Raw genomic sequence first — 25,890 nt, forward strand, 5'->3', positions numbered from 1 at the left:
TCCATACACTTGATCAATTCAACCCTATTTGCTGGCGTATCCCTTCCATAATGTCTGAGATCTCCCGTGGATCTACAGTTAGGGATTCCTTACGTTTCTCCTCTACAATGCCCATGGTCTGACGTTTCAGGTAGTCTCTCAGTGCAAGCGGAGCATTCAGCAATGCCTGATTCAGCGTTACCTGCATCTCATCGCTCCATATGTCTTCAAATTGTTCCCGCGCCTTGCCATAGGCGAACTCCTCTTGCTGACGTGCTCGCTTGGCTCGCATTTGTTCGGTATCGCTCTCGTTTAGCTCCAGGCCGTCAATCACAACACCGTATAACTCAAGAGCTTTATCCGTGGATACCAGCCCTCTTCTTACATCTTCCAGAACCAGACGAGAATCACGTTCATACGGATCGCCATATCCGCCTCCGCCTTGTGAAAGGAACGTAACCGTTTCTCCAGGCTGAAGTAACAGCTCATCAATTCTTCCCAGATGATGCTCACTTGCACGCCCAGCATTTAAAATCGCTTCTCCATGTGAACCTACGCCGCCACCGAGCCTGCCCCACGGCTGAAACTCCATACGCTCCATGTTTCTGGCCGTCATCACAGTATCCGGTGTTAGAATTCTGACACACAGGTCAATCCCGCTTCCACCCCGGAAGGTTCCTGCACCTGCCGAGTCGGAACGAAGACCATAATGCTCGATTAACACAGGCATCTCGGATTCAACCGTTTCCGCAGGAATATTCCGTAGATGACCGACCGCAAAATCCATGCCGTCAATCCCGTCTTTCATCGGCCTAGCTCCCGAACCTCCGCAGATCGGCTGAATTACGCCCACCTTTTTCTTGCCATCGGATGCATCTGTCATCGCCATCATGACAATGCAGGCTTGTCCAGCTCCTGCCGCGGGGACCATATTGCCCTGAGCTTTGCCCAGGGCTCCCGTGATTACGTCCATCAGCCGAATAAAGGTCGCGGCACGTGCCCCAACAGCTGCCATCGGCTCAGGGTTGAGTACAGAAGCAGGCGGTGCGTTATTTCGCACCATGCGAATCATGCCCGAATTCCACGGAATGTTCGGATCGAGTGTACGGAAATAACGAATGAGTGCGGGTACCAGCATGTAATGTCCCTGTTGATTGTGGGTAGGAATATTGAATGAAGCCCTGACCTGAGGATCGGTGCCGCTAAAGTCCAGATGAATGTCACTGCCCGCGATCGTCATTTTGCATCGCAACCGGATGGGATATCCTCCGGGCCCCTTCTCCAGGTAGTCCCAGAAGTCATAGGAACCATCCGGAATATCCTGCACGATGGCACGGGCCTTCAGCTCGGCGTACTTCAACAAATGTTCGATACCCTGCTGAATTTTTTCCACGCCATAACGTGCAATAAGTTCCTGAAGCCGCTGCTCTCCCCGATTTAAGGCAGCCATAAGCGCTTTGAGATCACCAAGATTTTGTTCCGGAATTCGGCTGTTGTCCAGAAACATGCGCAGGATCTGCTCGTTCAGAACACCAGCTTCATATAGCTTGACTGGTGCAATCCGAATGCCTTCCATATGAATATCGTAGGCGCTGGGAGATACACTCCCCGGTACCTTGCCACCCACGTCAGAAGAATGAACAAAGCACATGCCATATGCAATAATTCGCCCTTCGTGAAAATAAGGCTTGATGAGATGAATGTCTGGAAGGTGTGTGACCATGCCTTTGGTGGAATAAGGATCATTACATATGACGAGATCCCCTTCCTTCCAGTCTTCTATACTGTTAATGGTCGCAGCAGCAGGAATGCCCAGGGACAGATTGTAGCCTGTCTCCAGCGGCGAGCCGAACGTTTCTCCGGATGGAGATAAGAGGTAGGTTCCAAAATCGCCCGTTTCTTTGACAAAAGCGGTGAATCCTGTGCGCAGAACGACATTCGCCATTTCTTCCACGGCGGCTTGAATCCGGTTGTTAAAAATCTCAAGAAAGACCTTGTCACCGATCATGCTTCCACCTCCCCAATCACGTTCCCGTGGGCATCCTGGTATACCTTAAATCCAGGCGGGATAAAGATCGTTGTATCATATTCCTCCACAATAATAGGCCCGGGAATGGGAGCATCCACCATTGGAATCTGTCTCCTTTTAAGTACCTTAGCTGTCTGCTGTACATGGTCAAAGGTAATGATCCGTTCTTCCGCCTCACTCTCATCGAATGGCAAATTTACTGGAACTACCGTGTTATGAGTAGGCAAAACACCAACAATGGTCGCTCGGAGACTTACAAACATAACCTCTGCCTCTGGCTGACTAATGCCAAACACGTTTTGGTAAGATGAATGGAATTTCATTCCTGCCTTTTTAGGGTCTTCAATTTCTTCCAATGTCAGCGTGACCTCAAGATCAAATGCTTGTCCTTCATAGCGCATATCCGTACTGTATAGGCAATAGATATTGTCCAGCTTGACACCCCCTCGCGCTTCCTCATCGACCCAGCTACGTCCCTGGTTTTCCAGTTCAGCGAAAAGAGAACCTAATTCGCCAGACACCAAAGTCTGGGTGCTTTTATGTAACGTATAAACGAAATCATTGCGAAGATTGGCAACCGTGCAGCCCATGGCACACAGCGTTCCCGGAGATGGCGGGATCAGCACTCTGCCAATGCCTACCTCACGTGCCATCAGAAAAGCATGCATCGGGCCAGCTCCACCATATGCGAGCAACGTAAAATCGCGGGGATCAACACCCTTGCGAGCCATTAGGGGAGAAAACTGGGCATACATATTGGCGGTTGCCACATCGAGAATGGCTTGTGCGGTATGTTCAGCATTCAGTCCAAGCTTCTCTCCCAGATTGGATAGAGCACGCTCTGCAAGTTCGGGATACAGACGCATTTGTCCACCAAGGAAACGATCAGCATGCAAGATACCGAGCTGTAGATAGGCATCTGTGGTTGTCGGCTCTTCTCCCCCGCGCTGATAGCAGGCCGGACCCGGGTTGGCTCCTGCGCTACGTGGTCCAACCTTGAGTACGCCTACGGAATCAAGCCAGGCAATTGAACCACCACCTGCTCCTATAGCCGTTACATCAACAGCAGGAATAATGACAGGAAAATCACCAACCTTGTTCTCGGATGAATAGGTTGGTTCTTTGTCAATGAGAGCAACATCAACGCTTGTCCCGCCCATGTCAAATGTGATGACCTGATGAATCCCAGCTCGTTCAGCGATATGGGTCGCGGCGATTACGCCGGAAGCAGGCCCGGATAGAAGCGTGCGTACCGGCTCATTAGCCGCTCTGGCAGCTGTCATGATTCCACCGTTGGACATGGTGGACAGCAAGTTGGCTTTGAGGCCATATGCCTGAATCCCTTCTTGCAGACGCAGGAAGTAAGACCCCATCCGTTCACCTACATAAGCGTTCATCGCCGTTGCGAGTGTTCGTTCGAACTCACGCTGTTGTGGCCAGATGGCGCTGCTTCGGCTGAGAAACAGTTGCGGATAACGTTCCCTGATCAGATCTTCCGCAAGCTGCTCATGAGCAGGATTCACATAAGCATGTAAAAAACTGATGGCCAAAGCTGTAACGCCATCCTCCACCAGCTCATGCACCGCTTGCAACAGCTGTTCTTGATTCAGTGGCTGGAGTATCCTCCCACTCGCAATCACACGTTCATCAACTTCCTTAACGCGATGTCTCGGTACTAAAGGATCTGTCTTGTCACCGTACAGATTGGTTGTATCCTCAAGTCGCAACCGCCGGATTTCAAGAATATCGCGGAATCCTTTAGTGACCAACAGGCCTGTAACGGCACCATTTCGTTCGATTAACGTGTTGACGCCAAGTGTTGTTCCATGCACAAATAGATCAATCTCACGAATGTTCACGCCATTCGCCTTGAGTTGATCAAGTACGTTGAAAATCGCCTGTTCTGGAGCTGCTGCAATCGATGGCGTCTTCAGCGCCGCAATCACCCTGTTCTGATGGTCCATCACCAGTGCATCCGTGAAAGTACCTCCGATATCTATACCTAAACGATAGAGTGTGTCCACAACCTCAACTCCTTTAACACCGGTTTTCGTTCAAAGGTGTTTTATTGGTTTTGCATGGCGAAATAACGTTTGACATCATTAATCATTTGGTTAATATGGTTCACCATCGCCGCTTCAGCCTGCTCTGGAGAGCCGGCTACAATAGCATCCAGAATCTGCTGATGGTCCACAACTAATTCACTTCCTACTCTCCTGCGAATATATGCTGTCTCCAGAAAATCACGGCTTGTCTCCCATACCAGTTCAACCGCGTGCAGAAGAATTTGGTTTTGCGCAGCATAAGCCAGCAATCTGTGAAACTCCCGGTCCTGTTCGTATGGTATAATATTCTTGGAAAGCAATTCATGCTGGTTCACAATCGATGCTTGCAACAGTAATATGTATTCTTTCGATGCACGCTGTGCTGCCAGAGAAGCAATCTCCCGCTCAAGTGCCCTTCTGGCAACGAGAACATCCACTAGGGCCTTTTCCCCGGAATGATTCAGCATCTGAATTAACTGTGAATTCACGCTTTTTTGCTGCAACTCTCTTTCTAATATCTTTATTCGATCCAGACCCTGTTCGGTCAAAGTCCTTCCCTTGCGGCCTTCCAGAACTGTAAAACCTTCAACATCCATCTCCATAAGTCTTCTTCCGATGGTTGCCTGACTCAGACCATACGTTTTGCCCAAAGTATGAACCAACGTACTGGCCCCGATGGGAGCGCTGGCGTCTCGAAGCTGCTTCAGCAGTTCGTATTCCAGCTCCATTTCGTTTAGCTCAGGACCCACTGCATTCACCCCCCTCTTAAATACTTAATTGTTATTTATTGTGCTTTTAGTTGTTACTCATTGATGATTAACGATAGTATAACTTCAAGCCATCTCAGTTTCAACAAATCTCATCAAATTAGTACGAATTATTCACTTCCGCTTTAATATTACGTTTTCTAATTCGACATTAAAAAAGAGCATTTCACATCCTTTATTCCAACGTTTAGCCGGAGGATGCAAACTGCCCTTAAGGTAGTAATATTTTGAACCATGAACACACTCACAAATGAACAAATAAGGTCTCAGGACTTGAGTTGTTGCAATAACTGCACACGGTAGGCTTCACTTTCAAGCGATTGAATTTCCTTATATTCTTCGGCAGTAAGCACTTTGGGTTCCCCGGCTGCTTTTGCGATCATATATACCTTCGCGCTTTCTTCCACTACCTGGGTGCGATAATAGGCTTCGCGGAGGTTTTTACCCGTTGTGACCAATCCGTGATTGACGAGAATGAGTGCCGTATGTTCTTCTACCTTTGCTGAGACTGCATCGGCAAGTAGTTTCGTCGTTGGCAGAACATATGGAACGAACCCGATATCGCCCACCAAAGCCGACTGATCAGGGAACAAGTGTGGCAATTCATCGAAAACAAGACTAAGTGCAATCGTATAGGCCGGATGCGTATGCACAATGGCTTGGATATCAGGATTCACACGATAACTGTACAGATGCATCAAAACTTCGGAAGAAGGGCGTGTTGTTCCCGCACGAGTCTCTCCTGTCTCGATATCAATGGCGATCCATTCGTCAGGCTCCAGATCCTCAAGTGCATAACCACTCGGAGACAACAACATCGTTCCCCCAGAGCGAGCGCTCAGATTCCCACCGGGTCCTACCACCAACCCTTGGGCAACTGCTCTGCGGGCATATTTCGTCAACTCTTCCCTTATTTGCTGTTCAGACATGTTCCTCACCACTCCTCGAACTTTTCTTTTTTAGCATTTTACGTCCATGCTCATTGTATTAAATCTGTTCATTACCTTTTGATTTGATTCAGACTTTGGTAGTTTTCATAAGCTTCCTGCCACAGCTCTGTATCCTCAGGCTCATAGGTCTCGGGGGAAAAGGAAGCAGCCATGACCTCCCGTACCTCGGCCAAGCTACTCACTTCTCCATGCGCAAGGAATTGCAGCATGCAATTCCCGGCTGAAGTCGCTTCTGCCGGGCCTGCCACCACCGGGACACCGGCTGCATTGGCTGTAAACTGGCATAATAGTCGATTGTGTACACCACCACCAACCATATGAATGACACGAGGTCTTGTACCTGTAATCAACTGCAGTTCATCCAGCGTCTGTCTGAATTCCAGTGCAAGACTTTCCAGAATGCAGCGTACAATCGCTCCAGTCGTTTCGGGCACTGTCTGTCCGGTGAGACTGCATTGTTGCCGTATTCGTTCAGCCATATTCCCTGGCGCCAAATACACGCCATCTCCCGGCGATACATAACTTTGATGCGGCGTTGACAAGGTAGCCAATTGAATCAGTTCTTCATGTGTAAAAAGTTGATTCTCCCGCTCCCATTGCCGTTTGCATTCCTGTAGCAGCCACAAGCCTGAACGATTTTTCAGGGTGCGTACTTTTCCACTTACCGTCCCTTCATTGGTGAATCCGAGTGTACGACTTCGATCATCCAATACAGGTGTATCACGCTCCACCCCCATCAGAGACCAGGTGCCACAGCTGATAAAAGCGAAATCCGAATCATTCGCAGGGATTGCTGCCAGGGCAGATGCCGTATCATGTGAGCCTACAGAGACTACCTGCATCGGTCCAGTCCGTAACTCGGCGCACAACTCATTTGTTAAATCGCCCAGCACGGTACCCGGTTGAACGAGTTTTGGAAATAATGTTTCCGGTATACCGAGACGCCCGATCAGATGTTCATTCCAACGCGCCTCACCTGCATGCAACAGCCCACTGGTACTTGCAACCGTATACTCACAAGCCTGCTGACCGGATAGATAATAGTGAAACAAATCCGGCATAAATAACATGCGTACATCCGGACGCAAACCTTCGACATGCTCTCGCACACTGCCTAGCAATTGGAATACCGTATTGATTTGCTGCGGCAGAACGCCGGACATGGCGTACAGTTCTTCTTCTTTCACAAGGTACAGAACTTCTTCCATCCACTGCGCATTGCGTAACTCCCGATAGTGACGTGGATTCGAGCATAATCTTCCCGCCCCATCTACCAGTCCATAGTCCACTCCCCACGTATCCACAGCTATAGAACGGACCGTTGGAGAGATGTCTTGCGTCCCTTTCACAATGCCTTGTTTTAATTCATGAAAAAGTCGCAGGAAATCCCAATACAATCCTCCCCCCAGCTGCACGGGTTCGTTGTTAAATCGATGCACTTCTTGTAACGAGAGTCTGCTTCCATCAAAAGAACCCCGGACTACACGTCCACTACCGGCGCCGTAATCGGCAGCAAGCACATGTGTTGCTTGATCGCCCAATCTCCCAAGCCTCCTTAACGCTATGCGATAAGCCATATTCGAGTTCTGAACACAGCTTTCAAGAGAACGCCATGTTACCTTCATTTCATAAGGAACATGGCGTTTGACAGGAATGTAACTTTATTTTAGCGATATAACGGGCCAAATACACTGCAAGCACGGTAGTCTGCGCTCTCCGGTTCACTTGTGCCGAATAAGCCCCATGCACGCGGTCGGAAAATCTCCGATTCAGGTACATTATGCATATTTACCGGAATGCGCAGCATGGAAGCCAGCGTAATCAGATCAGCACCGATGTGTCCATACGAGATGGAGCCATGGTTAGCGCCCCATTGATTCATGACCTCGTATACGGAAGTAAACGCTCCCGATCCGGTTAGAACAGGTGCAAACCAGGTGGATGGCCAGGTAGGGTCTGTTCGCTGATCCAGCGTATCATGCACATCTTCAGGCAGATCGACCGTGTAACCCTGAGCGATTTGCAGCACCGGACCCAGTCCTTTGACCAGATTCAGACGTGTCATCGTTACAGGCATGCCACCTTTGGTCAGGAAATCCGCTGAATAGCCGCCCCCGCGGAAATATTCTACGGATGCCGGTCTCCAGGATGTTGCTTTTAGGCAGTCCTGTACTTCCTCATCTGTAATTTCCCAGAATGGCTTGAGCACAGGCTTCCCATCTCTGGACTGTTGTCCGGTGCCATCCAAGGCTGCGGAACCGGAGTTAATCAGATGCAAAATGCCATCCTTCGCGTTTCCTTCCAACTGGTGCCCCGTCACACGCTGTACCGAATCCGGACTCCAATACGTGCGCACATCAGCAAAGATCTGTGCCGTATGCGTCAGCAGCGAACCGAATAACATCGATACCCCGTTCAGGCTGTCATTCTCCGTTGCAACCAGATAAGGCGCACGTTTGCCATTCCAGTCAAAGGAAGAATTTAATATCGACTCCAGAAAATCTCCGTTCGGAGAATGATCCGTCCACTGCCGTTGTCCCTGAAAGCCGGATACAATCGCGTGGTGACCCATCGATTCCTCTGTAAAACCAAGCTCTGCCAATCTTGGATTGCCCGCCATCAAGTCACGCATAATTTGGGTCATTTTCACAACGGTCTCCCATTCGTACTCTTTGCGTTTGCGATCCGTTTGCAGATGGGCAGCGTTGTTGTCCGGACCTTCGCTACAATTCTCCTTCACCCAGGCCAGTGCGAGCTTATACTCCTCAGGATCGTAGATTTCTTCTTCAATACGACGAGTGAGTTCGCTCATATCCACATATTCGTTGCGCATGCCCAGATACTCTTGGAAAAATGAATCGTTCACAATCGAACCTGCAATCCCCATGGATACCGATCCAATGGATAGATACGCTTGCCCTTTCAAGGTAGCGGCTGCCAGACCCGCACGGCTGAACCGGAGCAATTTCTCACGCACGTCATCGGGAATGGTTGTATCCCCGCCGTCCTGCACATCCTCTCCATAGATCCCAAAGGCCGGAATCCCCTTCTGTGCATGGGCAGAGAGTACCGCTGCCAGATATACTGCACCTGGACGTTCAGTCCCGTTAAAACCCCAGATAGCTGTAGGGATGGATGGTGACATATCCATCGTTTCCGTACCATAACACCAGCATGGTGTCACGGTGATCGTTACGCCCACGTTGGAACGGCTGAATAGTTCTGATGCTGCGGCCGCTTCGGCGACTCCGCCAATACAAGTCTCGGCCACAACACATTCCACCGCGGACCCGTCAGGATAACGCAGTTCGGCTGCAAGCAGCTCGGCAACGGATGTCGCCATCCGCATCGTCTGCTCTTCCAGTGACTCCCGAACACCCTTGCGTCTTCCATCAATCGTGGGACGAATACCAATCTTGGGGAAAGCCTGCTTATAACGATAATCCTGATGTGTCATACTGGAATGTCCTCCTTCAATTCGTTTCATAGAATTATTTGGGTTGAATTGAGAAACCTTCTGTCTGATCCATATGCAGTGATTGGAATGAGATAATGACGGAAATACAACCGATACCCGGGTGGCACGCAAGAGCTGCATACACAGATTATCAAGAGCATTACTTGAAATTGAATGCGTTTACATATTTAAAAAAATACCAATAAACCATTTCATTAATCAGCCTTGTATGTAGTTCCTCTTTTCAAGAAAATGGAACGTGCATGAGCGAATTCAACGAAATGGTTTATGTAGTAAAGACGTTCAGAACCCTTTAGGGTTATCGGTAACCCTAACATAGCATGAGCCTATCTTGCTGTCAATTGGCATTATCCTATAGAATGGTAAGACTATGTTGCGGAAAGGTTAGATTCTAATGATTACCATTTACGATATTGCCAAAAAAGCCAACGTCTCCGCCATGACGGTCTCCAAAGTCATTAATCATACAGGCCGCATAAGTTCCGCGACACGCGAACGTGTGCAACAGGTGATCGACGAACTGGGTTACATCCCGAACTCCAATGCACGCAGTCTTGTGCTTCAACGAACTCAGATGCTCTCCCTGCTTATTACGGATATTACCAACCCATTTTATACAACACTCGCCCGCGGTGCTGAAGATGCAGCCCATCTTCGTGGGTACCGTCTTTTATTTGGCAACAGTGACGAGGATTACAATAAGGAAAAGGATTACGTGGATGCAATTCTGTCTACTCGCGTCGATGGTGTACTCTTTGCCCCTGCAGGAGATCGTTCTCTCACTCATCTGAAACAACTGCAGGAACGTCACATTCCGTTTGTCTTTCTGGATCGTACCGTACCTGGCATTACGTCAGATGTCATTGCCGGAGATAGCCGGGAAGGTGCGATTGAACTGATCCGATATCTGGTGCAATTGGGGCACCGGCGCATTGCACTGGTCAATGGTTCTTCAGAGGTTTCTACCGCCAGACTGCGGGAGGAAGGTTATATAGCGGGTTTACGTGAGGCCGGAGCTGATATTGATCCCGAGCTTGTGCTTCGAACCGGGTACCGGGATTTCAGCGATGAAGAGGGACTGGATCAACTACTCTCTCAACCGGATCAACCAACAGCCATTTTTGCAGCCAACAACATGCTGGCGATTGGGGTCATCCGGCTTTTGCGCAAACGAGGACTACGTGTGCCAGAAGACATCTCTGTCGTATGCTTCGACGATCTGGATCTGGCTTCTGCTTTTGATCCTTTCCTGACTGTAGCAGCACAGCCAGCATATGACTTTGGGTTTCAGGGCGTACAGATGCTGATTGACCGGATTGAGGGCAAGGCCCCTTCCGAAGCCCAAACCGTCATTCTACCATCAGAACTGCGCATACGGGCTTCAGCTACTGCTCCACGTGAGCAAAAATAGAGTTAAGCACCAGAGTTGACTAAATATTATCGTGTAAATGATTAGTCCCACCTATCTAGATTAGCTCCCGTTCCAATTCGAAAAAATGTACAACATGAACAGGGTGCACCGGAGACTTCACTCTGGTTGCACCCTGTTTGATGTTCATACGTTGGAATGACCCAATTCGTCCGAACCGGTTGGTTCGTCAGATTCATTCAGTTTCATTTTGGTTCCATCCGAGCCGATATTCTACCGCTCCGACTGTAATGCGAGAGCAACCTCACGAACGAGTCCCGGGAACCAGTCCATCAGAGGTTCGAACGTATATCCCGCTTGTTCTGCCTTGGTCGTCACCATCGTCCATGATTGCTCAACGCCGAAGGGTGACATATCTTCTTTCACCGTTTCCATGAGGATCTGGGACTGCATGCCCGTGACCGTCTCGATCAGATGTATCATGGCTGACAGCGTAATTGCACCCTTGGAAGCTGCATTCACTGGACCGGTAATGGACGAATGTCCAAGCCAAGCGAGAAATCTTGCCGCTTCAGTGGAATTGATAAATCCAATCTCCGCATCCGGATTTGGCATGCCGATCGGTTTTCCTTTTTGCACATGTTCAATATGAAAATGGAGTCTTCTCGTATAATCATCAATCCCGAGTACAATGGGAATGCGCATCGCTACAACCGGGAAATCCGCTACTTGGAAAAATACAGCCTCTGCAAGCCGTTTGCCTTCTCCATACGAAAAATCCTCCGCACTCCCATACTGTAATGGATATGTATACGGGTCAAAATCCGTTTCCTTAAATCCAGGTTTGGGATCACCGTACACCGAGAGTGTGGATGTCAGAACGTATCTTTTGGTGCGTCCTGCAAAAGCTTCACATGCCGATTTCGCCGCATTTGGGGAGTAACAGATATTGTCGTACACGACATCCCACATGTCTGTCTGCGCAACCTCTGCCAGAGATTCCGGGTCTTCACGATCCATCTTTATTCGGTTTACTTCGGGTCCGAAGTCAACATCCGTTTTACCACGAGTGGCGACTGTGATCTGAGACTTCCCTTCCCACAGCAAGTGATCCACCAGACGTTTACCGAAAAAACGTGTACCCCCAAGTATAAGGACTTTATTCATCCAAAAACCTCCTATCTTGTTCGATTATGTTTAACAATGTGAAGCATGGTGTGAGCGTTCCGTTGAAACTCATATGAAGTTGGTTCTTCGGATACCGTGCACCCACGCTCTTCGAGTATTAATTTTAACTCATCCATGTGCTTGTAACGTTGGCCAGACAGATCCACTGTTGGAAAAATGCGAACCTCTCGTTTGGTCACACGCAGTAGTTCCATCACGGTTGCAACATGAAAATCAACATCCAATCGATCCGCGTACGTAAACAGGAAATGGGCGGATAACGTCAGATCAAATTGTCCATCCGCAAAGGGTAGATCCGGGAGCACAGACGCCACATAACGGTCAGGAAACATTCTCATATCTGCGATGCAATCTGTGATGGCACGAGTTCGTTCTTCCTTTAACCCCTGGATTGATCCAAATTGATCCCACACATATATGTTTTGCACCGATTCCATCTGTTTCATCGTATGCTCAATGTCCTGATATCCCTTTACTTCAAGCTCGTCGATCCCGTATTCGTAGGCAATATCTACCGCTACAGGGTCTGCACCCAACTTGCGCGCCTGACTGCTGAACGAACATGCTCCGCCGGGACAATCCAGAATCGACTTGCCAGTAATCTCCTCTACCGTTAAGTTGAACATCTTCATATATTCCTCGAAGGTTCTTCCTATGAAAACAATCTGTGACAGTTCCAAACCACCAGAATCATTGGAGGGTTTGTTGCTCTGCTCATCTCTGCTCATCTCGTCTCAGCTACCTTTCCTGTTTTTGAATCAATCGTTAGGGAACACAAGCCCAATCTGCTTCCGAATCTGATCCATGACCTGCATCGTAACATAGGAGCGTTCATACGTGTTCATGTCAGACTCCTTTTTGCCTTCCTGAACCAGATTCACGAACTCCTCCACTTCATAATACATCGCCGGATGGTTTTGTTCGACTGTGAGCTGCTCCACCGTACCGTCATTGTAACGTATCTCTGCATGTTCCGGTGAGCCAATCTTGTCAATGATGATGCTGCCCAGTTCCCCCATAATTTCGCTTGGTACATGAGAATTGGAGATTTTGGAGTATGTAACAACCGCATCCATCCCATCATAATCCAGTAGCACACTGCCTTGTCCATCCACACCAGATTCCAGCATCATCGCTTGGGATTGAACCCGATTAGGTGCACCGAACAACGTAATCAATGGATAGAGACAATACACACCGAGATCCATTAACGCCCCATTAGCGAGTTCAGGCTTGAACGCGTTCAGGACAATCCCCTCTTTGTACTTGTCATAACGGGAAGAATACTGAGAGTATCCTGCTACATATTTGCGGACAGGACCGATTTTATGCAGGCTCTTCTGCACCATTTTGAACTGGGGAACAAGGGTCGATTTCATCGCTTCCATGAGCAGAACCTCGTGTTCTCGTGCTTTATCGATTATGCTCCGAACTTCGGCGCTATTTGCAGCCAGAGGTTTCTCGCACAATACATGTTTACCGTTTCTCAGAAAAAGCTCAGCCTGCTCTGCATGAACCGTATTTGGTGTGGCAATGTAGACTGCATCAATCACATCACTTGCTGCCAACTCTTCCAGATCGGTGAAGCGGTGTTCAACATCATATTTATCTGCAAATGCATTAGCCTTATCTTCAGTTCTTGAATACACGGCGGTTAACTTGAATCCATCAACCTGTGCTGCGGCTTCGAGAAGCCTTTCTGTAATCCAGTTGGTACCCACTACTCCAAAACGAACCATGCTTACCTACCTCTTTCATCTATAAATTTCATTTGAGATATAAACCACTTCCATCCTGTATATTGTAGCTCATATTTCGTTCAGATTGAAGGAAGGTACTTTATCCCAGATATTGATATCTTGCTTTTTAAGTTGAAACTTCGTCAATCCCTTGGAACTAGGGTTATAATTAGAGATGAGGTGATCACCGTGAAAAGTCCAGATCAAGATCGCATACTGCCCGAATCGATAGATGAAAAATACTGGCATGCCATCATCAACAACGATAATTCTTATGATGGAACGTTCTTTTACGGTGTGCAAACAACGGGTATTTTCTGCCGACCTTCCTGTAAGTCCAGAGCACCCAAAGCTGAAAATGTGCTGATATTTCAACATGTTGAAGAAGCGTTGGCACGAAAGTTCAGACCCTGCAAACGTTGTAAACCAACAGGCGAGCGGGTACCTGATCAGGAGTGGATATACGGGATCACGGATTACATCGAACATCATTACGCCGAACCTCTAACCTTGGATGTCCTTGCCACTGTAAGTCATGGCAGTCCTTATCATCTGCATCGTGTGTTCAAGCGGATTACAGGTCGCACACCGGTTCAATATATTCAGGATAAACGAATGACCGAAGCCCGGAAGTTGCTTGAACATACCGGACTTACCGTCACCGATATTGGCCGCCATGTCGGTATACCTAACTCAGCTTATTTCATTACTGTATTTCGCAAACACACAGGTCTCACACCTGCACACTACCGCGAAAGGCATGAGAACTTATGAAAACCAACCTTTCTTACAAAATACCCAAAACGTTATTGAACAAAGGAACAGGCTTCCTTAATGGATATACACATACGCTGAATCCTTACACAGGCTGCGCCTTCGGTTGTTCCTATTGTTATGTCAGACAGATGCCTGTCTCCTTATTTCGCAAAGAGGATTGGGGGAGCTGGGTGGATGTGAAACAGGAGGCCTCCCGAGTGTTCGCCAAAGAATTGCAGCGTGCCCTGGCGAAAGGCAAAGTCACTCTGTTCATGTCATCCAGTACAGACCCGTATCAACCCGCTGAGTACAAGGAGTGTATCACGCGTTCATTACTTGAAACGATGGTACAGTATCCGCCCGATTTTGTATTGGTCCAAACCCGCAGTCCCCTCGTTACCCGGGATATAGATCTCTTACTACAGTTAGGAGACCGGGTTCGGGTCAGCATGACGGTGGAGACGGATCTGGACGATATGCGCAAACATTTCAGTCCTTCCGCTCCCCCAATTGCAGGCCGATTACGTGCATTGGAACAGTTGCGGGATGCCGGAATACCGACACAGGTTGCAATTGCTCCCGTATTACCCAGCAGTGAACAGTTTGCAGCCATCTTGAGACCTCTGGTTCAGCGTGTATGCATTGACGATTATTTCATGGGCGATGGCAGTGAGGGCAAGCGCACCCGGCGACTCGGCATGGAGTCGCTCTACCAGCAAGTGGGGATGGAGCACTGGTATCATCCAGATGCGTATCAGACTGTTGTTCAACGGATGAAAAACGTTTTTGCCGAGGATGAGATCTGGATCAGTCAGGCGGGATTTGAGCCCTAAAATGGCTATATAAGTTGAATTAAAGAATATATACACTGGACACTCCAATGACCGAACAACCTTCCGATCGCTGTTATCTCCAATTTTTCTTAAATTTAATAAAAACAGCCCCTTTCCGTGTTCGAAGGAAAGGGGCTGTTCGCCATGATATAAGCCATAATGGCTATCTTATTTATCCAATGTATACAATGGCAGATCCACCGGCAATGCAGCCGGGCGCTGACACGAGCTTTTCATCTGGTAAAACGTCTGCTCATCTGATGAATCATGGAATGCCCACATGGCCTCAAGTACGTGGTATGCCAGTTCCCCGCTCGCACGGTGTGCACGTCCACTTTGGGCTGCATAGGCCATATCTGCCACACCGATGCCGCGTGTATTTTCCTGATATCCTGGGAGAAGCGGAACTTCCGTCCATTCATGTTCACCCAGCAAGCGGTAACGAACCGGACCGCCGAAGGTGTTGGGATCAGGTACCTGCAATGTGCCATGCGTGCCGTATATCTCAATCGGTGGCAGTGCACTTCCGCCAAATACGTCAAAGCTCGTAATTAGCGTGCCAATGGCACCCTGCTCAAACTGCAACAGACCCGTAACGTGAGTTGGAATTTCGACGGGAACCACTTGACCTCTCTTTTTCTCACTCGTAATCGTCCGTTCTTCCATGGCTTTACCTGTCATGCCCGCAATGGACTTGATCGGTCCCATCAGTTGAACCAATGCCGTGAGGTAGTACGGACCCATGTCAAACATTGGCCCACCGCCTGATGCGTAATAAAACTCCGGATCTGGGTGCCAGTGTTCATGACCACGGCTCATCATAAATGCGGTCGCCGCAACCGGCTTGCCGATTACCCCTTCTTCCACCAATTGAAGTGAAGTCTGGATACCTGAACCAAAGAAAGTCTCTGGCGCGCAGCCCACGAGCAATCCTTTACGCTTCGCTGTTTCGAGCACAGCCTGCCCTTCTTCACGGGTAACAGCGAGTGGTTTTTCCACATAGACATGTTTGCCTGATTCAAGCGCCCGCAAGCATACATCCGCATGAACGGAAGGAATCGTCAGGTTGATGATCAGCTCAATCTCGGGATCAGCCAAGATTTCATCCACGCTGTATACGTTTGGCACGTTATAGGCTGCAGCCTGCTCCTCTGCACGTTTCCGATCAAGATCCGCAACAGCAACTAGTTCCAGCACCTCGAACCGGTGACAATTTTCCATATAAATACCGCTGATTTTACCGCAGCCAATAATGCCTACTTTCATTGTTTTCATGCCTGGGGCTCCCTTCGCCGTGGATCAGAAATGGTTTATCCATTGAGGATGAATGGTTGACACTGAAGTTACGTTTACGATCAAACTACAATCTCATTAGTTCTGATTGTCCGCCATACCTGTATACACTTCGGTTGCTGCACTTACTCGACTCTTGGCAAGCTCTTTACCTGCTGCTGTCCATTTGAAACCACTGCGCATCATTTCTGTCACGGGTTTCATGTCTACAATGTCTGCATGGTGTCCCAGTGAGTTGTAAAATACCCGTCCTGCACCCCATCGTTTCGTCCAGACAACAGGCATATCTACGGGTCCATTCGCTGCATGCGGACCAGTAACCACTGGGAACCGAGTTGTTGCCAATACTTCCACTGCCGGGTCTACGTGCAGGTAGTACTGTTCACTTTTCACCTGAAAATCTTCAATATGATCCAGTAACGGGCTAGAGCCACGCTTCATGTTCACCACATACTCAACACCATCGTTACCTGGATGAGCAACCCATTGTCCACCCGTCATAAACTGCCAGTCTACGTTATTTCGGAAGGCATCACACATCCCGCCATGAATACCAGCCAAGCCCACACCGCTCTGAACAGCCGCAGATACGTTATTGACCAATTCCTGCTCAATCTGTCCCATCGTCCACAATGGCACGATCAGATCCAGACCCATCAGCTTCTCTGCATCCGCATAAGACTCCAACGTATTCGAGACTTCAACCTCAAACTGCTCTTCCTTCAAAATACGCTCAAAAATCGCTGCTACCTGCTCCGGTTCATGTCCATCCCAGCCGCCCCATACAATCAGTGCTTTACTCATCGCTTATTCACTCGCTTTCAACTAGTTTAGTTGTGCTCAACGCTAATCCTGACTTCCTCCGCCTTGCTTGCTCACTTACATCTCTTCAAGTGTCACCCAGCGTCGCTCCGTCACCGAACGTTCTACCGCTTCCAGTACAGCCTGACAGGCGACCCCATCGTGGAAACTCGGTGATGGTTGTCGTCCTTCAGAGATCGCAGTTACCAACTCCAGCATTTCATGCGTGAACGTGTGCTCGAATCCAATCGTATGTCCGGCAGGCCACCAGGCTTCGGAATACTTGTGTGCCGGATCGGTTGCCAGTACACGGCGGAATCCCTGTACGTCCTCTTCATCCTTTGTAAAATATACTTCCAGTTCGTTCATCCGCTCAAAATCAAACCGTACACTGCCGAGACTGCCATTAATCTCAAACGAGTTCGTACTGCGATGCCCCGCTGCAAAACGTGTAGCTTCGAAGCTGCCCAGCGCCCCTCCTGCGAATCGTGCCAGGAACAACGTAGCATCGTCGACGGTCACTTCTCCTTTCGGTGCATCCGCATTCGAACTGCCCTTTGCACTCAGCCCGGTCATCTCTGCTGCAAGTGGTCGTTCTTTGATAAATGTTTCGCTCATGCCGATGACTTCCTGGAATTCACCAACAAGGAAACGAGCCAGATCGATTAAGTGCGCGCCCAGATCCCCATGGGAACCAGAGCCAGCCACTTCTTTTTGCAAACGCCATACCAGCGGGAACGAAGGGTCCATGATCCAGTCCTGAAGGAAAAACGCACGGAAATGATAGATTTTACCCAGTCGTCCGCTTTCAACCAGATCTTTCGCTAATTGTACTGCTGGTGAGAAACGATAGTTGAACCCCACCATATGGGCGACTCCGGCCTCCTCTGCGGCCTGAAGCATCTCACGCGAATCCGCGAGGGACAGAGCCAGTGGTTTCTCACAAAAAAGGTGCTTGCCCTGACGGGCTGCTTCCAACGCAATTTCCTTGTGGGCATCACTTGGGGCGTTAATATCAATCAGATCGATATCATCCCGCTTCACCAGTTCGCGCCAATCTGTTACACTTTCGGACCAGCCGAACTGATTCGCTGCCTCCTGCACTCCCTGCTCGTTACGTCCACAGATCACAGACATCTCAGGCTGCAGCGGAGCAGACGGGAAAAACATTGGCAGACTGCGATAGGCATTACTGTGGGCCTTCCCCATAAACTTGTATCCAACCATTCCGACACGAAGACGATTTGACATGGTCATTTCCTCCTTTGGAATAATAAAAATTCTTTCAATATGTGTACCAATAAACTATCGACGGATAGAAGAAGCACGGATGATCAGTTCGGTAGGCAACAACGCTCTCGCTGATTCGGTTACCGCTGGAACAGGGTTATTCTCTTGATGCGTCTCACCCACAGACCCATGCATAACCTTCGATGCTGCAAGTTCACCCATCTCGAAAAATGGAACCCTGACGCTGCTCAGTGGCGGAACCGCCATCTCGGCGGCATCGGAGTCGTCATAACCCACAAATGCCGGAAAATCCGCAGGTCCTATTCCCCGCTCACGCAAACCATGCATCACACCAATGGCCATCCGGTCATTGGCCGCAAATACAGCATCAATCTCATGTAGCCGATCTGCTACAATCGCTGCCGCCTCAATGCCACTTCTTCTACTATAATTCCCTTTAAGCAATAGACTCGGGTCCAGCTCCATACCTGCTTCTTGCAGGCCAAGACGAACGCCTTCCATTCGCTCCTGGCTGTTGGAATAGCTGTCCGGACCATTGAGAAAAGCGATTTTGCGATACCCCTGATCCGTAAGATGACGTATGGCAAGCCTGCTTCCTTCCACATGATCCGCATCCACTTCCGTGAATGATTGGCCCTCAAAATGCTGATTCATGACACAGAACGGGTGTCCTTCCTGGTGAAGCTGCTGCATGGCCGCCAGTTCTTCATGATCGTCTCTGGCACCTAGGATAATGCAAGCGTCCACTTTCTGACGCCGGAACAGATCCGTATAATTCAATACTTCACCGGGTGTCCGGAACATAACCAACAGGTCCATGCCATTGTCTCTGGCTTTGCTTCCAATCCCACTCAGCATTTCCGAGAAAAAATACGCCGAGAACAGATGCGCCTTCGGAACATAAGGTAATACCACGCCAAGGTTCCCGCTTTTACTTCTGGCAAAACTGCGAGCAAGAGCGCTGGGCACATAGCCTAACTGTTCAGAAGCTTCAAGAACCTTGCGGCGTGTCTCTTCTTTAATAGGACCTACCCCATTAAGCACCCGGGAGACCGTTGCCTCGGAAACACCCGCAAGATCAGCCACTTCTTTACGAGATGCCATGAATTTCACCCCCTTCTAGCTCACCTATAAATGATGTAATAACTAAAAATCGATATTTATGTACGCGCGTACATTTTCTCATGCCATGTAACCGTTGTCAATGCTTTAAACAAAAAATAACGAGAGCTCGGGTTAATCCAAGCCCTCATTATTATCTTGCCAGAGATGGTACTTTCATTGAATCCGAGCACCCTGTAACCTTAGGGGTCCAAGTTACTTATCAAACACACTACAACGATTACGGTTGCTGCTATTTGTACAATTAATGGGGAGTGCAGCTCACAACGTCGTTGTAACACCAAGATCAACGGAGGATTGACTAAACTCAGCCTGCTCCATCGTTTTCACAAGATTCGGAATGCGGTCCGATGGTTCAGGCGTGGATTGAAGCTGTCTTACTTTGTGCAGCACTTCTTTGTTAGGCAGGAAGTGTTGGGAACGAATGAATCGAATGGTCTTCGTTTTGGCACGCATGACAATCGAATCCGTCTCAGCCCGATCATCCGCAAGATACCGTACCCCTCCCAGAATCTCACCTGGCGTCACACCTGTTGCAGCAAAAATGACATCCGCTGTGCCGATCATATCCTGCATCGTTAACACTTTGTAAGGATTATCAATTCCCATCTGCAAGCAACGTTGGAATTCGTCTGCGTTGGCAGGCATCAGACGACCTTGAATCTCACCCCCAAGGCAAGATAGCGCTGCAGCAGCCAGCACACCTTCTGGCGCTCCTCCAGATCCGACATAGAGATCGATACCCGCCTCCGGGAAGGCCGGTGCCATCGCCCCAGCAACATCACCGTCACTGAGGAACTTGATCCGTACACCGACCTTGCGTAGAGTCTTAATTGTGCTCTCATGGCGCACACGATCCAGAATCATCACTGTCAGATCCGAGATGTTTTTGTTCAATGCGGCAGCGGCTTTCTCCAGTGTGACTTCAACCGGGTCTTCAATGCTGACCTTGCCTACAAGCGCAGGCCCTACCGCAAGTTTCTCCATATACATGTCCGGTGCGTGGAGCAGGTTACCTTTTCCCGCCACTGCAATAACCGATAGAGCGTTGTTTAGTCCTTTGGCCACGATTTCTGTACCTTCGAGCGGGTCTACAGCCACGTCAACCTCAGGCCCCTCAGCGTTGCCCACTTCCTCGCCGATGTACAACATGGGGGCTTCATCCATTTCTCCTTCACCGATTACCACCGTGCCGCGAATGGACACGGAATCGAACATGGCGCGCATGGCCAAAGTAGCCGCTTCATCTGCACTGTTCTTGTCGCCTCGTCCCATCCAGGGTGCTGAAGCTAACGCAGCCAATTCTGTTACTCTGACAATTTCCAACGCCAGTTCGCGTTCCATTTTTCCCACTTCCTTTCCAATTTCCAAAAGCATAACGTGAAAGCGGTACTAAATCCATCGCAAATCCATATGAAATTGATCTATAAAAGGCGTAGTAGCGCCTTTCGAACGATTCATACCTTATTTATCCAATTAATATTTTGATTGATTCTGCTCCTTTTTTCGGCTGGTTTTAAGAGTCCAATCCTCCTGATTTCTTACTTGAAATATTAATTTTATTTTCCATTTTCCGCTCTAAAACTAAATAATTCAACATGGTGGATTAACACGTCCGTTTCACGTGCAAAAAGTTCTTTTAACATGAGGTATATACAACTTATATTCTGATTATTAAGACTTAACCTTATCTAACAGACTACAAACGAAAACGATTTTCGGCTGACTGTCCAAACGTAGAAATAAACTAATAAATTATATTGACGATCCTTGAGATCAACCTGTTACCTTCACGATTATTGAGCAAAATTATACTGCCAGTTATGTATTAATCAGGCCTTTAACTTTTACTAAAGCCATAGATGCAGCTTATGAAGGTCATCGAAAATAATAAGTTTACATAATATTTATTATGTATTAATATTCGTCAATTTCTTCATTTTATGATTCAACGGTTCTGGCAAAACATAAAAAAGCCCGAAAGAATTCTGCTCAATAGCATTTTTCTCCCAAGCTTTTCCCTCGATGATCCAGTTACAATATCGTTTTGGTCATTATCAAATCAATCTGTTCCTCATCTCCCATGTAAAAAGCATGGGCTCCTGTCTGTACAAACCCCATCTTTTCATAAAATGCGATAGCATTTTCATTTTTCTCCCACACACCTAACCAAATATTTGTTTTGTGATGTTCTTTTGCCATCGCTATGGCTTTATGGAGCAGCACTTTACCAAGGCCATGTTTTTGGAACTCTTTTTTGATGTACACCCGCTCGATCTCAAGGGATTCCACGCTCATCTTCTCAGACTGCGCATCATTGATATTCACCTTCATGTACCCAGCAACTTGATTGTTGACATAAATAAAAAGAAATTGCGAATCCGCCATGGACAGTTCCGTTTCCAATTGCTCCCGATTAAACGCCTTTTCCAGATAAGCTTTCATATTTTCGGGTGAATTTTGCGCTTTAAACGTTTCATTAAACGTCTCATAACTAATCTCCTGCAGTTCACATACATGTTCAATGGTACATCTCTCTATACGAATCGTCATCTATATTCACATTCCTTTAACAAGTTAATCGTTTGTTGCAAATGCAATAAAAAAGGGTTACATTGAATTTAGCTCAATTTTGTTGTATTTGCAACATAATATTAAAAAAAGAGGTTGAATGAATTTGAAATATGTACTTTTTGCCGCAGGTATTCTCATCTTAACACTTGGCATTTCCCTTACCATCCAATCTGAATTGGGTACCTCACCGTTTGATGCACTTCTGGTGGGGCTGTCACATCATGTAGGGCTAAGTGTAGGTAGCTGGGAGGTCATCATTGCTTTCCTATTAATTGGATGTAATTCGCTTTTGCAGCAGCAAAAACCCGAGTTTTTGGGACTCGTCACCGCATTCATTACTGGTGTCGGGATTGATATCTGGCTTTATGTATCTGATTCCTTGATCACACCCGAAGTTTGGTACAGCAAATTAATGACTTTTGTCATTGGTTTAGTGATCATAAGTATCGGCACGGCAATTTATTTACAGACCAATTTTGCACCCATTCCGATTGACCGCTTAACATTAATTTTGCATGAAATCACTCGAACTCCCTTATTTGTATCGAGAACATTCATTTACCTTGTATTTTTAATTCTGGCGTTTCTGCTCAGTGGACCGATCGGGCTTGGAACGTTGATAACCGTATGTTGTGCAGGTGTACTTCTTCAGTTCATTATGGGCCATACGAAAAAGATAATAGATCGCATATGAACAGACATGGATACATCTTCACATTCTAGAAGTGATAAAGAACATTCCGTCTATTCGGTGTACACCTTCTACACCATAAAAAGGCTGAATCAGAGGTTCAACCCCTGATCCAGCCCATTAAACGTGCTACCTACCTTTACGGCTCAATTCCCCATACCAACTGACCGTTCACATACCCGGTGACCTTATCATGGTTTGCGAACTGACTACCAGATGCCTTAAACGAGTAATCATTAGTCTGTGTGTAATTCGTCCAATTGTTTTTGGAAAAGCGAGTTTGAACCTCTGCGCTCTGGCCCGCATTCAGTGATCCCGCTGCACTTGTAAAGCCCACTTCAAGATAATGATCCGCTCCGGCAACTGGAGTCGCCAGTTTAACGAATTGGCTCGTTACATTTGTGCTGCCCATACTGGCCCAGTCGGACCAGAAACTCTGAGCTTCCTCCCCGTCAATTGTATAGTAATACCGGAGTTTTACATCACTTAACGGAATAGCCGAATTGCCTGAGTTGACCAATTTGAATTTGGGTGAAATTCCGTTGGTGGATGCAATTGTATTGCCGTTAAAAGCTTGAATCGTCAAATCCCCTGCTGGGACAGTAACGGTGCTATCTACGACGTTCACCGTTAGCACAGCGTCATTTCCTCCATTGAAGTGAAAGGTCAATACGTTCTGGCCCAGCGGAAGCGTGGCAAGATAGGATTTGTTCAGAACAACAGCAGAGCTGGATGCTGTATAATTCTGACCCGCTACAAGTGTAACATTCCCCTTTTTGATGCTTGTAAGTTGACGACCGTTTAAGGTGAGAGATACGGAAATATCCTGTGCGGGATTCGTCGCTTTATCAAATGTTGCATTCACAGGAGAAATCACAGCATTTGTACCCGGTGTTGAATCCACAATTTTGACTTTTAACACAGGGTCCTGACCTTGAATAAAATCCAGAACAATCGAATGCTCACCAACTGGCAGTGTCGCCAGATAAGCTTTTTTCAGCAGCAATGTGCTTCCGTTCAAGGTATAGTCTGTCGTTGCGGTCAACGCATTGTTGCCTGCCCGGAGAGCAGTTAGCGTATTGCCGTTTGCATTCACGGTTACGGTTTTATCGCTTTGATTGGGTGTGTATTTGTCAAATTCAACGTTTCCAGGTGTGATGGATGCACTGGGGTTGGGATTGTTAACCTTTAGATTTGGCAGCTCATCCAACGTAATGACATAATCACTTTGATAAAGCGTTTTCAATGTTGCCGGGTAATTAAAAGCAGAACTCATCAGATGCTCGCCATACCAAGGACAGAAGTACAGCCATCCTGATTTCTCCTCGGTCAGATTTTTCACGCTTGGAATCGTGTCGTTCTCCGTCATGGCTACCATTTTCGTACCGTTTGTCAACTCAACAAGCTTATAGAAAATCGAGGTAATTGCGTCCTCATTTGGTACGCCGGACAAACCGTCATAACGGTTGTAGATCGTATTGTATTTATCATATCCGACAAGATCTACCTGATCATCGCCCGGATACCAGGCAGGAGAAGTGCTGTATACGTAACTGTTGTAGGTCCAGATCAGATTGTGCAAGCCATACGTCTCGGTCAATTCGGTATAAAGCAGATCCCATAGCTCTTTGTACACTTCTGCGCCTGCCGAAGCCCACCAGAACCATGCACCTTCCCCGTTCAGCCCGCCGTTGCCTTCTGCTTCATGATACGGACGGAAAAGCACTGGCACATCGTTATCTTGCAAAATCAGCAATTGTTCGGCCAGATCCTCGATGGTCATCATCACGTATTGATACTCTTTCGTACCGGGAATTACCGCATTTGCTGTATTAAAATTCGTTTCGGTTGGCTTGTACGTAGCTTCTTTCCAATCCACAAAGTCCCCAAGCTCATACGTATTGAAATTACGAGGCACATTGATATGCCAGGAAGCTGTTGCAATACCTTCACGGTTATTCACCCAATCAATCATGCGATCGGTTGTGCCGTCCTCCCAACCATACAACGGATTATAGTTCATCAGATCAAAGCCACGGATAGCCGGATACTTTCCGGTCAAATTATGAATCCACTCGAATTCAAGCTCTGTATCTCCGTCATTCCCTCCTCCGTAGATCTCTTGCTGACCAGAAATAATGTTGTTTCCGTATACCTCCGTTAAATAATTCATCAAAATTTGAGTTTCCGGTGTAGCTTCAGGATCAGTGAGAACTGGCTGCACATTCAGGGGATCCAGATCAGCATGATCCACTGTAAAAGTATCAAAATACGCGAAGCCCCAGCCAGCCTTCAGCTCAATCGTGTTGGCACCCTGATTCAGCTTGTGAAAGCCAAAATCGAAGTCTGACCATGTTGTCGTGTAAGGCAGCATGTACGCACCTTTCGTAACACCATTCACAATTAAATTTTGTGACCTGCCATCTGCACTGAGCTCCTGCATATATCGTGTGGAGATTGCGTACATGCCGGTTTCCGGGACAGTAACTGTGAAGGTTAATGTGCCAGAGTTCTGCATCCAGACAAATCCGGCCCCTGAGAATCCGGGCTTGGGTTGTCCATAGATTGAAGTAACCACTTGAAGATCCGGGGTGAGCTGCGCATCTTCGCTTTCGATGGTGAACAATGGTGTGTCTGCATGAACGGGCGCTGTCATTAATCCAAGCAGTAGGACCAATGCCAGCATCATTGCGGTTGCCTTTTTGAACAAATTTTTCATCAATTCCATCTTCCTTCCCAAGTGAAATATGATAATGAAATGTCAATGAACCCATTCATGATGGCGCTTTCATTTTAAACATAGCACGCATGCCAATATTTGTAAATATATGGTGAATACGAATGTTGGAAATTCTTTTGTACCAGTACTTTGAATGTCATTACTCCATCGTCTCACCAATAGTGATGAAAATCGAAAACGGTTCATTATCTAACCAGATTTGGGCCTAGAACTTCATCTCACATTAGATGATTGTACTTGGCAGAAAACCTATAAAAACAAAAAAAAGCATTCCTGGATCGGATG

Annotated in this window: 20 protein-coding genes; 4 read left to right on the plus strand and 16 right to left on the minus strand. The window is 47.7% G+C overall.

Annotation, left to right across the window (positions count from 1 at the left end):
• Window positions 1-13: 13 nt before the first annotated feature.
• The 6 genes from ACETMN_RS17785 to ACETMN_RS17810 all read right to left on the minus strand — a co-directional run bounded on the left by ACETMN_RS17785 (window position 14) and on the right by ACETMN_RS17810 (window position 9,227).
• Complete coding sequence (locus ACETMN_RS17785; protein WP_091019482.1) at window positions 14-1,987, minus strand: hydantoinase B/oxoprolinase family protein; 1,974 nt, start codon at window positions 1,985-1,987, stop codon at window positions 14-16.
• Window positions 1,984-4,032 (minus strand): hydantoinase/oxoprolinase family protein, encoded by a 2,049-nt coding sequence (locus ACETMN_RS17790; RefSeq protein WP_411734847.1) that lies wholly within the window; start codon window positions 4,030-4,032, stop codon window positions 1,984-1,986. The genes ACETMN_RS17785 and ACETMN_RS17790 overlap by 4 nt, the downstream gene beginning before the upstream one ends.
• A 41-nt stretch (window positions 4,033-4,073) precedes the next feature.
• Complete coding sequence (locus tag ACETMN_RS17795) at window positions 4,074-4,802, minus strand: FCD domain-containing protein (protein WP_341073291.1); 729 nt, start codon at window positions 4,800-4,802, stop codon at window positions 4,074-4,076.
• 284 nt (window positions 4,803-5,086) lie between these two features.
• Window positions 5,087-5,749 (minus strand): class II aldolase/adducin family protein, encoded by a 663-nt coding sequence (locus tag ACETMN_RS17800; RefSeq protein WP_091019484.1) that lies wholly within the window; start codon window positions 5,747-5,749, stop codon window positions 5,087-5,089.
• Window positions 5,750-5,820: 71 nt separating this feature from the next.
• Window positions 5,821-7,311, minus strand: a complete 1,491-nt coding sequence (locus tag ACETMN_RS17805; protein ID WP_411734848.1) for a rhamnulokinase — start codon at window positions 7,309-7,311, stop codon at window positions 5,821-5,823.
• 125 nt (window positions 7,312-7,436) lie between these two features.
• Window positions 7,437-9,227, minus strand: a complete 1,791-nt coding sequence (locus ACETMN_RS17810) for an L-fucose isomerase (RefSeq protein WP_411736424.1) — start codon at window positions 9,225-9,227, stop codon at window positions 7,437-7,439.
• Window positions 9,228-9,642: 415 nt separating this feature from the next.
• Between ACETMN_RS17810 and ACETMN_RS17815 the strand changes: the two genes are divergently transcribed.
• On the plus strand, window positions 9,643-10,659 hold the full coding sequence (locus tag ACETMN_RS17815; RefSeq protein ID WP_411734849.1) for a LacI family DNA-binding transcriptional regulator: 1,017 nt from the start codon (window positions 9,643-9,645) through the stop codon (window positions 10,657-10,659).
• Window positions 10,660-10,890: 231 nt separating this feature from the next.
• Here ACETMN_RS17815 and ACETMN_RS17820 read toward each other — a convergent pair whose 3' ends face one another.
• Genes ACETMN_RS17820 through ACETMN_RS17830 form a run of 3 tightly spaced genes read right to left on the minus strand, consistent with a single transcriptional unit; the run spans window position 10,891 to window position 13,544 of the window.
• Window positions 10,891-11,784 (minus strand): NAD-dependent epimerase/dehydratase family protein, encoded by an 894-nt coding sequence (locus tag ACETMN_RS17820; RefSeq protein WP_105599054.1) that lies wholly within the window; start codon window positions 11,782-11,784, stop codon window positions 10,891-10,893.
• A gap of 11 nt (window positions 11,785-11,795) precedes the next feature.
• Window positions 11,796-12,533, minus strand: a complete 738-nt coding sequence (locus ACETMN_RS17825; protein ID WP_411734850.1) for an SAM-dependent methyltransferase — start codon at window positions 12,531-12,533, stop codon at window positions 11,796-11,798.
• A gap of 30 nt (window positions 12,534-12,563) precedes the next feature.
• Entirely contained in the window at window positions 12,564-13,544 is a 981-nt protein-coding gene (locus tag ACETMN_RS17830; protein WP_411734851.1) for a Gfo/Idh/MocA family protein, read from the minus strand.
• Window positions 13,545-13,733: 189 nt separating this feature from the next.
• On the opposite strand from ACETMN_RS17830, the gene ACETMN_RS17835 reads away from it, so the two are divergent.
• Entirely contained in the window at window positions 13,734-14,318 is a 585-nt protein-coding gene (locus ACETMN_RS17835) for an Ada metal-binding domain-containing protein (protein WP_192131172.1), read from the plus strand.
• Complete coding sequence (locus tag ACETMN_RS17840) at window positions 14,315-15,133, plus strand: radical SAM protein (RefSeq protein ID WP_411734852.1); 819 nt, start codon at window positions 14,315-14,317, stop codon at window positions 15,131-15,133. Before ACETMN_RS17835 ends, ACETMN_RS17840 begins: the two co-directional genes overlap by 4 nt.
• Window positions 15,134-15,301: 168 nt before the next feature.
• Here the strand turns inward: ACETMN_RS17840 and ACETMN_RS17845 are convergent, their stop codons facing one another.
• From ACETMN_RS17845 to ACETMN_RS17870, 6 genes are all read right to left on the minus strand, one after another.
• Window positions 15,302-16,408 carry a Gfo/Idh/MocA family oxidoreductase gene (locus ACETMN_RS17845; protein ID WP_341007811.1) on the minus strand — a complete coding sequence of 369 codons (1,107 nt, stop codon included), beginning with the start codon at window positions 16,406-16,408 and terminating at the stop codon, window positions 15,302-15,304.
• Window positions 16,409-16,504: 96 nt separating this feature from the next.
• A complete protein-coding gene (locus ACETMN_RS17850) occupies window positions 16,505-17,230 on the minus strand; it encodes a ThuA domain-containing protein (protein WP_192131168.1) in 726 nt (241 codons plus the stop codon).
• A 75-nt stretch (window positions 17,231-17,305) separates the two neighbouring features.
• Window positions 17,306-18,478 carry a Gfo/Idh/MocA family protein gene (locus ACETMN_RS17855; protein WP_091019501.1) on the minus strand — a complete coding sequence of 391 codons (1,173 nt, stop codon included), beginning with the start codon at window positions 18,476-18,478 and terminating at the stop codon, window positions 17,306-17,308.
• Between the two features lie 54 nt (window positions 18,479-18,532).
• The gene (locus ACETMN_RS17860; RefSeq protein ID WP_210108401.1) at window positions 18,533-19,582 is read right to left on the minus strand and encodes a LacI family DNA-binding transcriptional regulator; all 1,050 of its coding nucleotides are present in this window, start codon (window positions 19,580-19,582) and stop codon (window positions 18,533-18,535) included.
• A gap of 279 nt (window positions 19,583-19,861) precedes the next feature.
• On the minus strand, window positions 19,862-20,944 hold the full coding sequence (glpX, locus tag ACETMN_RS17865; RefSeq protein WP_411734853.1) for a class II fructose-bisphosphatase: 1,083 nt from the start codon (window positions 20,942-20,944) through the stop codon (window positions 19,862-19,864).
• Between the two features lie 690 nt (window positions 20,945-21,634).
• Entirely contained in the window at window positions 21,635-22,153 is a 519-nt protein-coding gene (locus tag ACETMN_RS17870; protein ID WP_091019507.1) for a GNAT family N-acetyltransferase, read from the minus strand.
• 124 nt (window positions 22,154-22,277) lie between these two features.
• Between ACETMN_RS17870 and ACETMN_RS17875 the strand changes: the two genes are divergently transcribed.
• The gene (locus tag ACETMN_RS17875; protein WP_411734854.1) at window positions 22,278-22,868 is read left to right on the plus strand and encodes a YczE/YyaS/YitT family protein; all 591 of its coding nucleotides are present in this window, start codon (window positions 22,278-22,280) and stop codon (window positions 22,866-22,868) included.
• Between the two features lie 136 nt (window positions 22,869-23,004).
• Here ACETMN_RS17875 and ACETMN_RS17880 read toward each other — a convergent pair whose 3' ends face one another.
• A complete protein-coding gene (locus tag ACETMN_RS17880; RefSeq protein WP_411734855.1) occupies window positions 23,005-25,584 on the minus strand; it encodes a glycosyl hydrolase in 2,580 nt (859 codons plus the stop codon).
• Window positions 25,585-25,890 lie beyond the last annotated feature (306 nt).

The organism is Paenibacillus sp. M2, assembly GCF_046713495.1.
GTDB lineage: Bacteria > Bacillota > Bacilli > Paenibacillales > Paenibacillaceae > Paenibacillus > Paenibacillus amylolyticus_B.

What these genes read in the sequence shown, in the direction of transcription:
- ACETMN_RS17825 (WP_411734850.1), bottom strand. Translation starts at nt 12,533, where the DNA reads ATGAGCAGAGATGAGCAGAGCAACAAACCCTCCAATGATTCTGGTGGT.
- ACETMN_RS17785 (WP_091019482.1), bottom strand. Translation starts at nt 1,987, where the DNA reads ATGATCGGTGACAAGGTCTTTCTTGAGATTTTTAACAACCGGATTCAA.
- ACETMN_RS17845 (WP_341007811.1), bottom strand. Translation starts at nt 16,408, where the DNA reads ATGAAAACAATGAAAGTAGGCATTATTGGCTGCGGTAAAATCAGCGGT.
- ACETMN_RS17850 (WP_192131168.1), bottom strand. Translation starts at nt 17,230, where the DNA reads ATGAGTAAAGCACTGATTGTATGGGGCGGCTGGGATGGACATGAACCG.
- ACETMN_RS17870 (WP_091019507.1), bottom strand. Translation starts at nt 22,153, where the DNA reads ATGACGATTCGTATAGAGAGATGTACCATTGAACATGTATGTGAACTG.
- ACETMN_RS17810 (WP_411736424.1), bottom strand. Translation starts at nt 9,227, where the DNA reads ATGACACATCAGGATTATCGTTATAAGCAGGCTTTCCCCAAGATTGGT.
- ACETMN_RS17860 (WP_210108401.1), bottom strand. Translation starts at nt 19,582, where the DNA reads ATGGCATCTCGTAAAGAAGTGGCTGATCTTGCGGGTGTTTCCGAGGCA.
- ACETMN_RS17820 (WP_105599054.1), bottom strand. Translation starts at nt 11,784, where the DNA reads ATGAATAAAGTCCTTATACTTGGGGGTACACGTTTTTTCGGTAAACGT.
- ACETMN_RS17840 (WP_411734852.1), top strand. Translation starts at nt 14,315, where the DNA reads ATGAAAACCAACCTTTCTTACAAAATACCCAAAACGTTATTGAACAAA.
- ACETMN_RS17880 (WP_411734855.1), bottom strand. Translation starts at nt 25,584, where the DNA reads ATGAAAAATTTGTTCAAAAAGGCAACCGCAATGATGCTGGCATTGGTC.
- ACETMN_RS17815 (WP_411734849.1), top strand. Translation starts at nt 9,643, where the DNA reads ATGATTACCATTTACGATATTGCCAAAAAAGCCAACGTCTCCGCCATG.
- ACETMN_RS17830 (WP_411734851.1), bottom strand. Translation starts at nt 13,544, where the DNA reads ATGGTTCGTTTTGGAGTAGTGGGTACCAACTGGATTACAGAAAGGCTT.
- glpX (WP_411734853.1), bottom strand. Translation starts at nt 20,944, where the DNA reads ATGGAACGCGAACTGGCGTTGGAAATTGTCAGAGTAACAGAATTGGCT.
- ACETMN_RS17855 (WP_091019501.1), bottom strand. Translation starts at nt 18,478, where the DNA reads ATGTCAAATCGTCTTCGTGTCGGAATGGTTGGATACAAGTTTATGGGG.
- ACETMN_RS17800 (WP_091019484.1), bottom strand. Translation starts at nt 5,749, where the DNA reads ATGTCTGAACAGCAAATAAGGGAAGAGTTGACGAAATATGCCCGCAGA.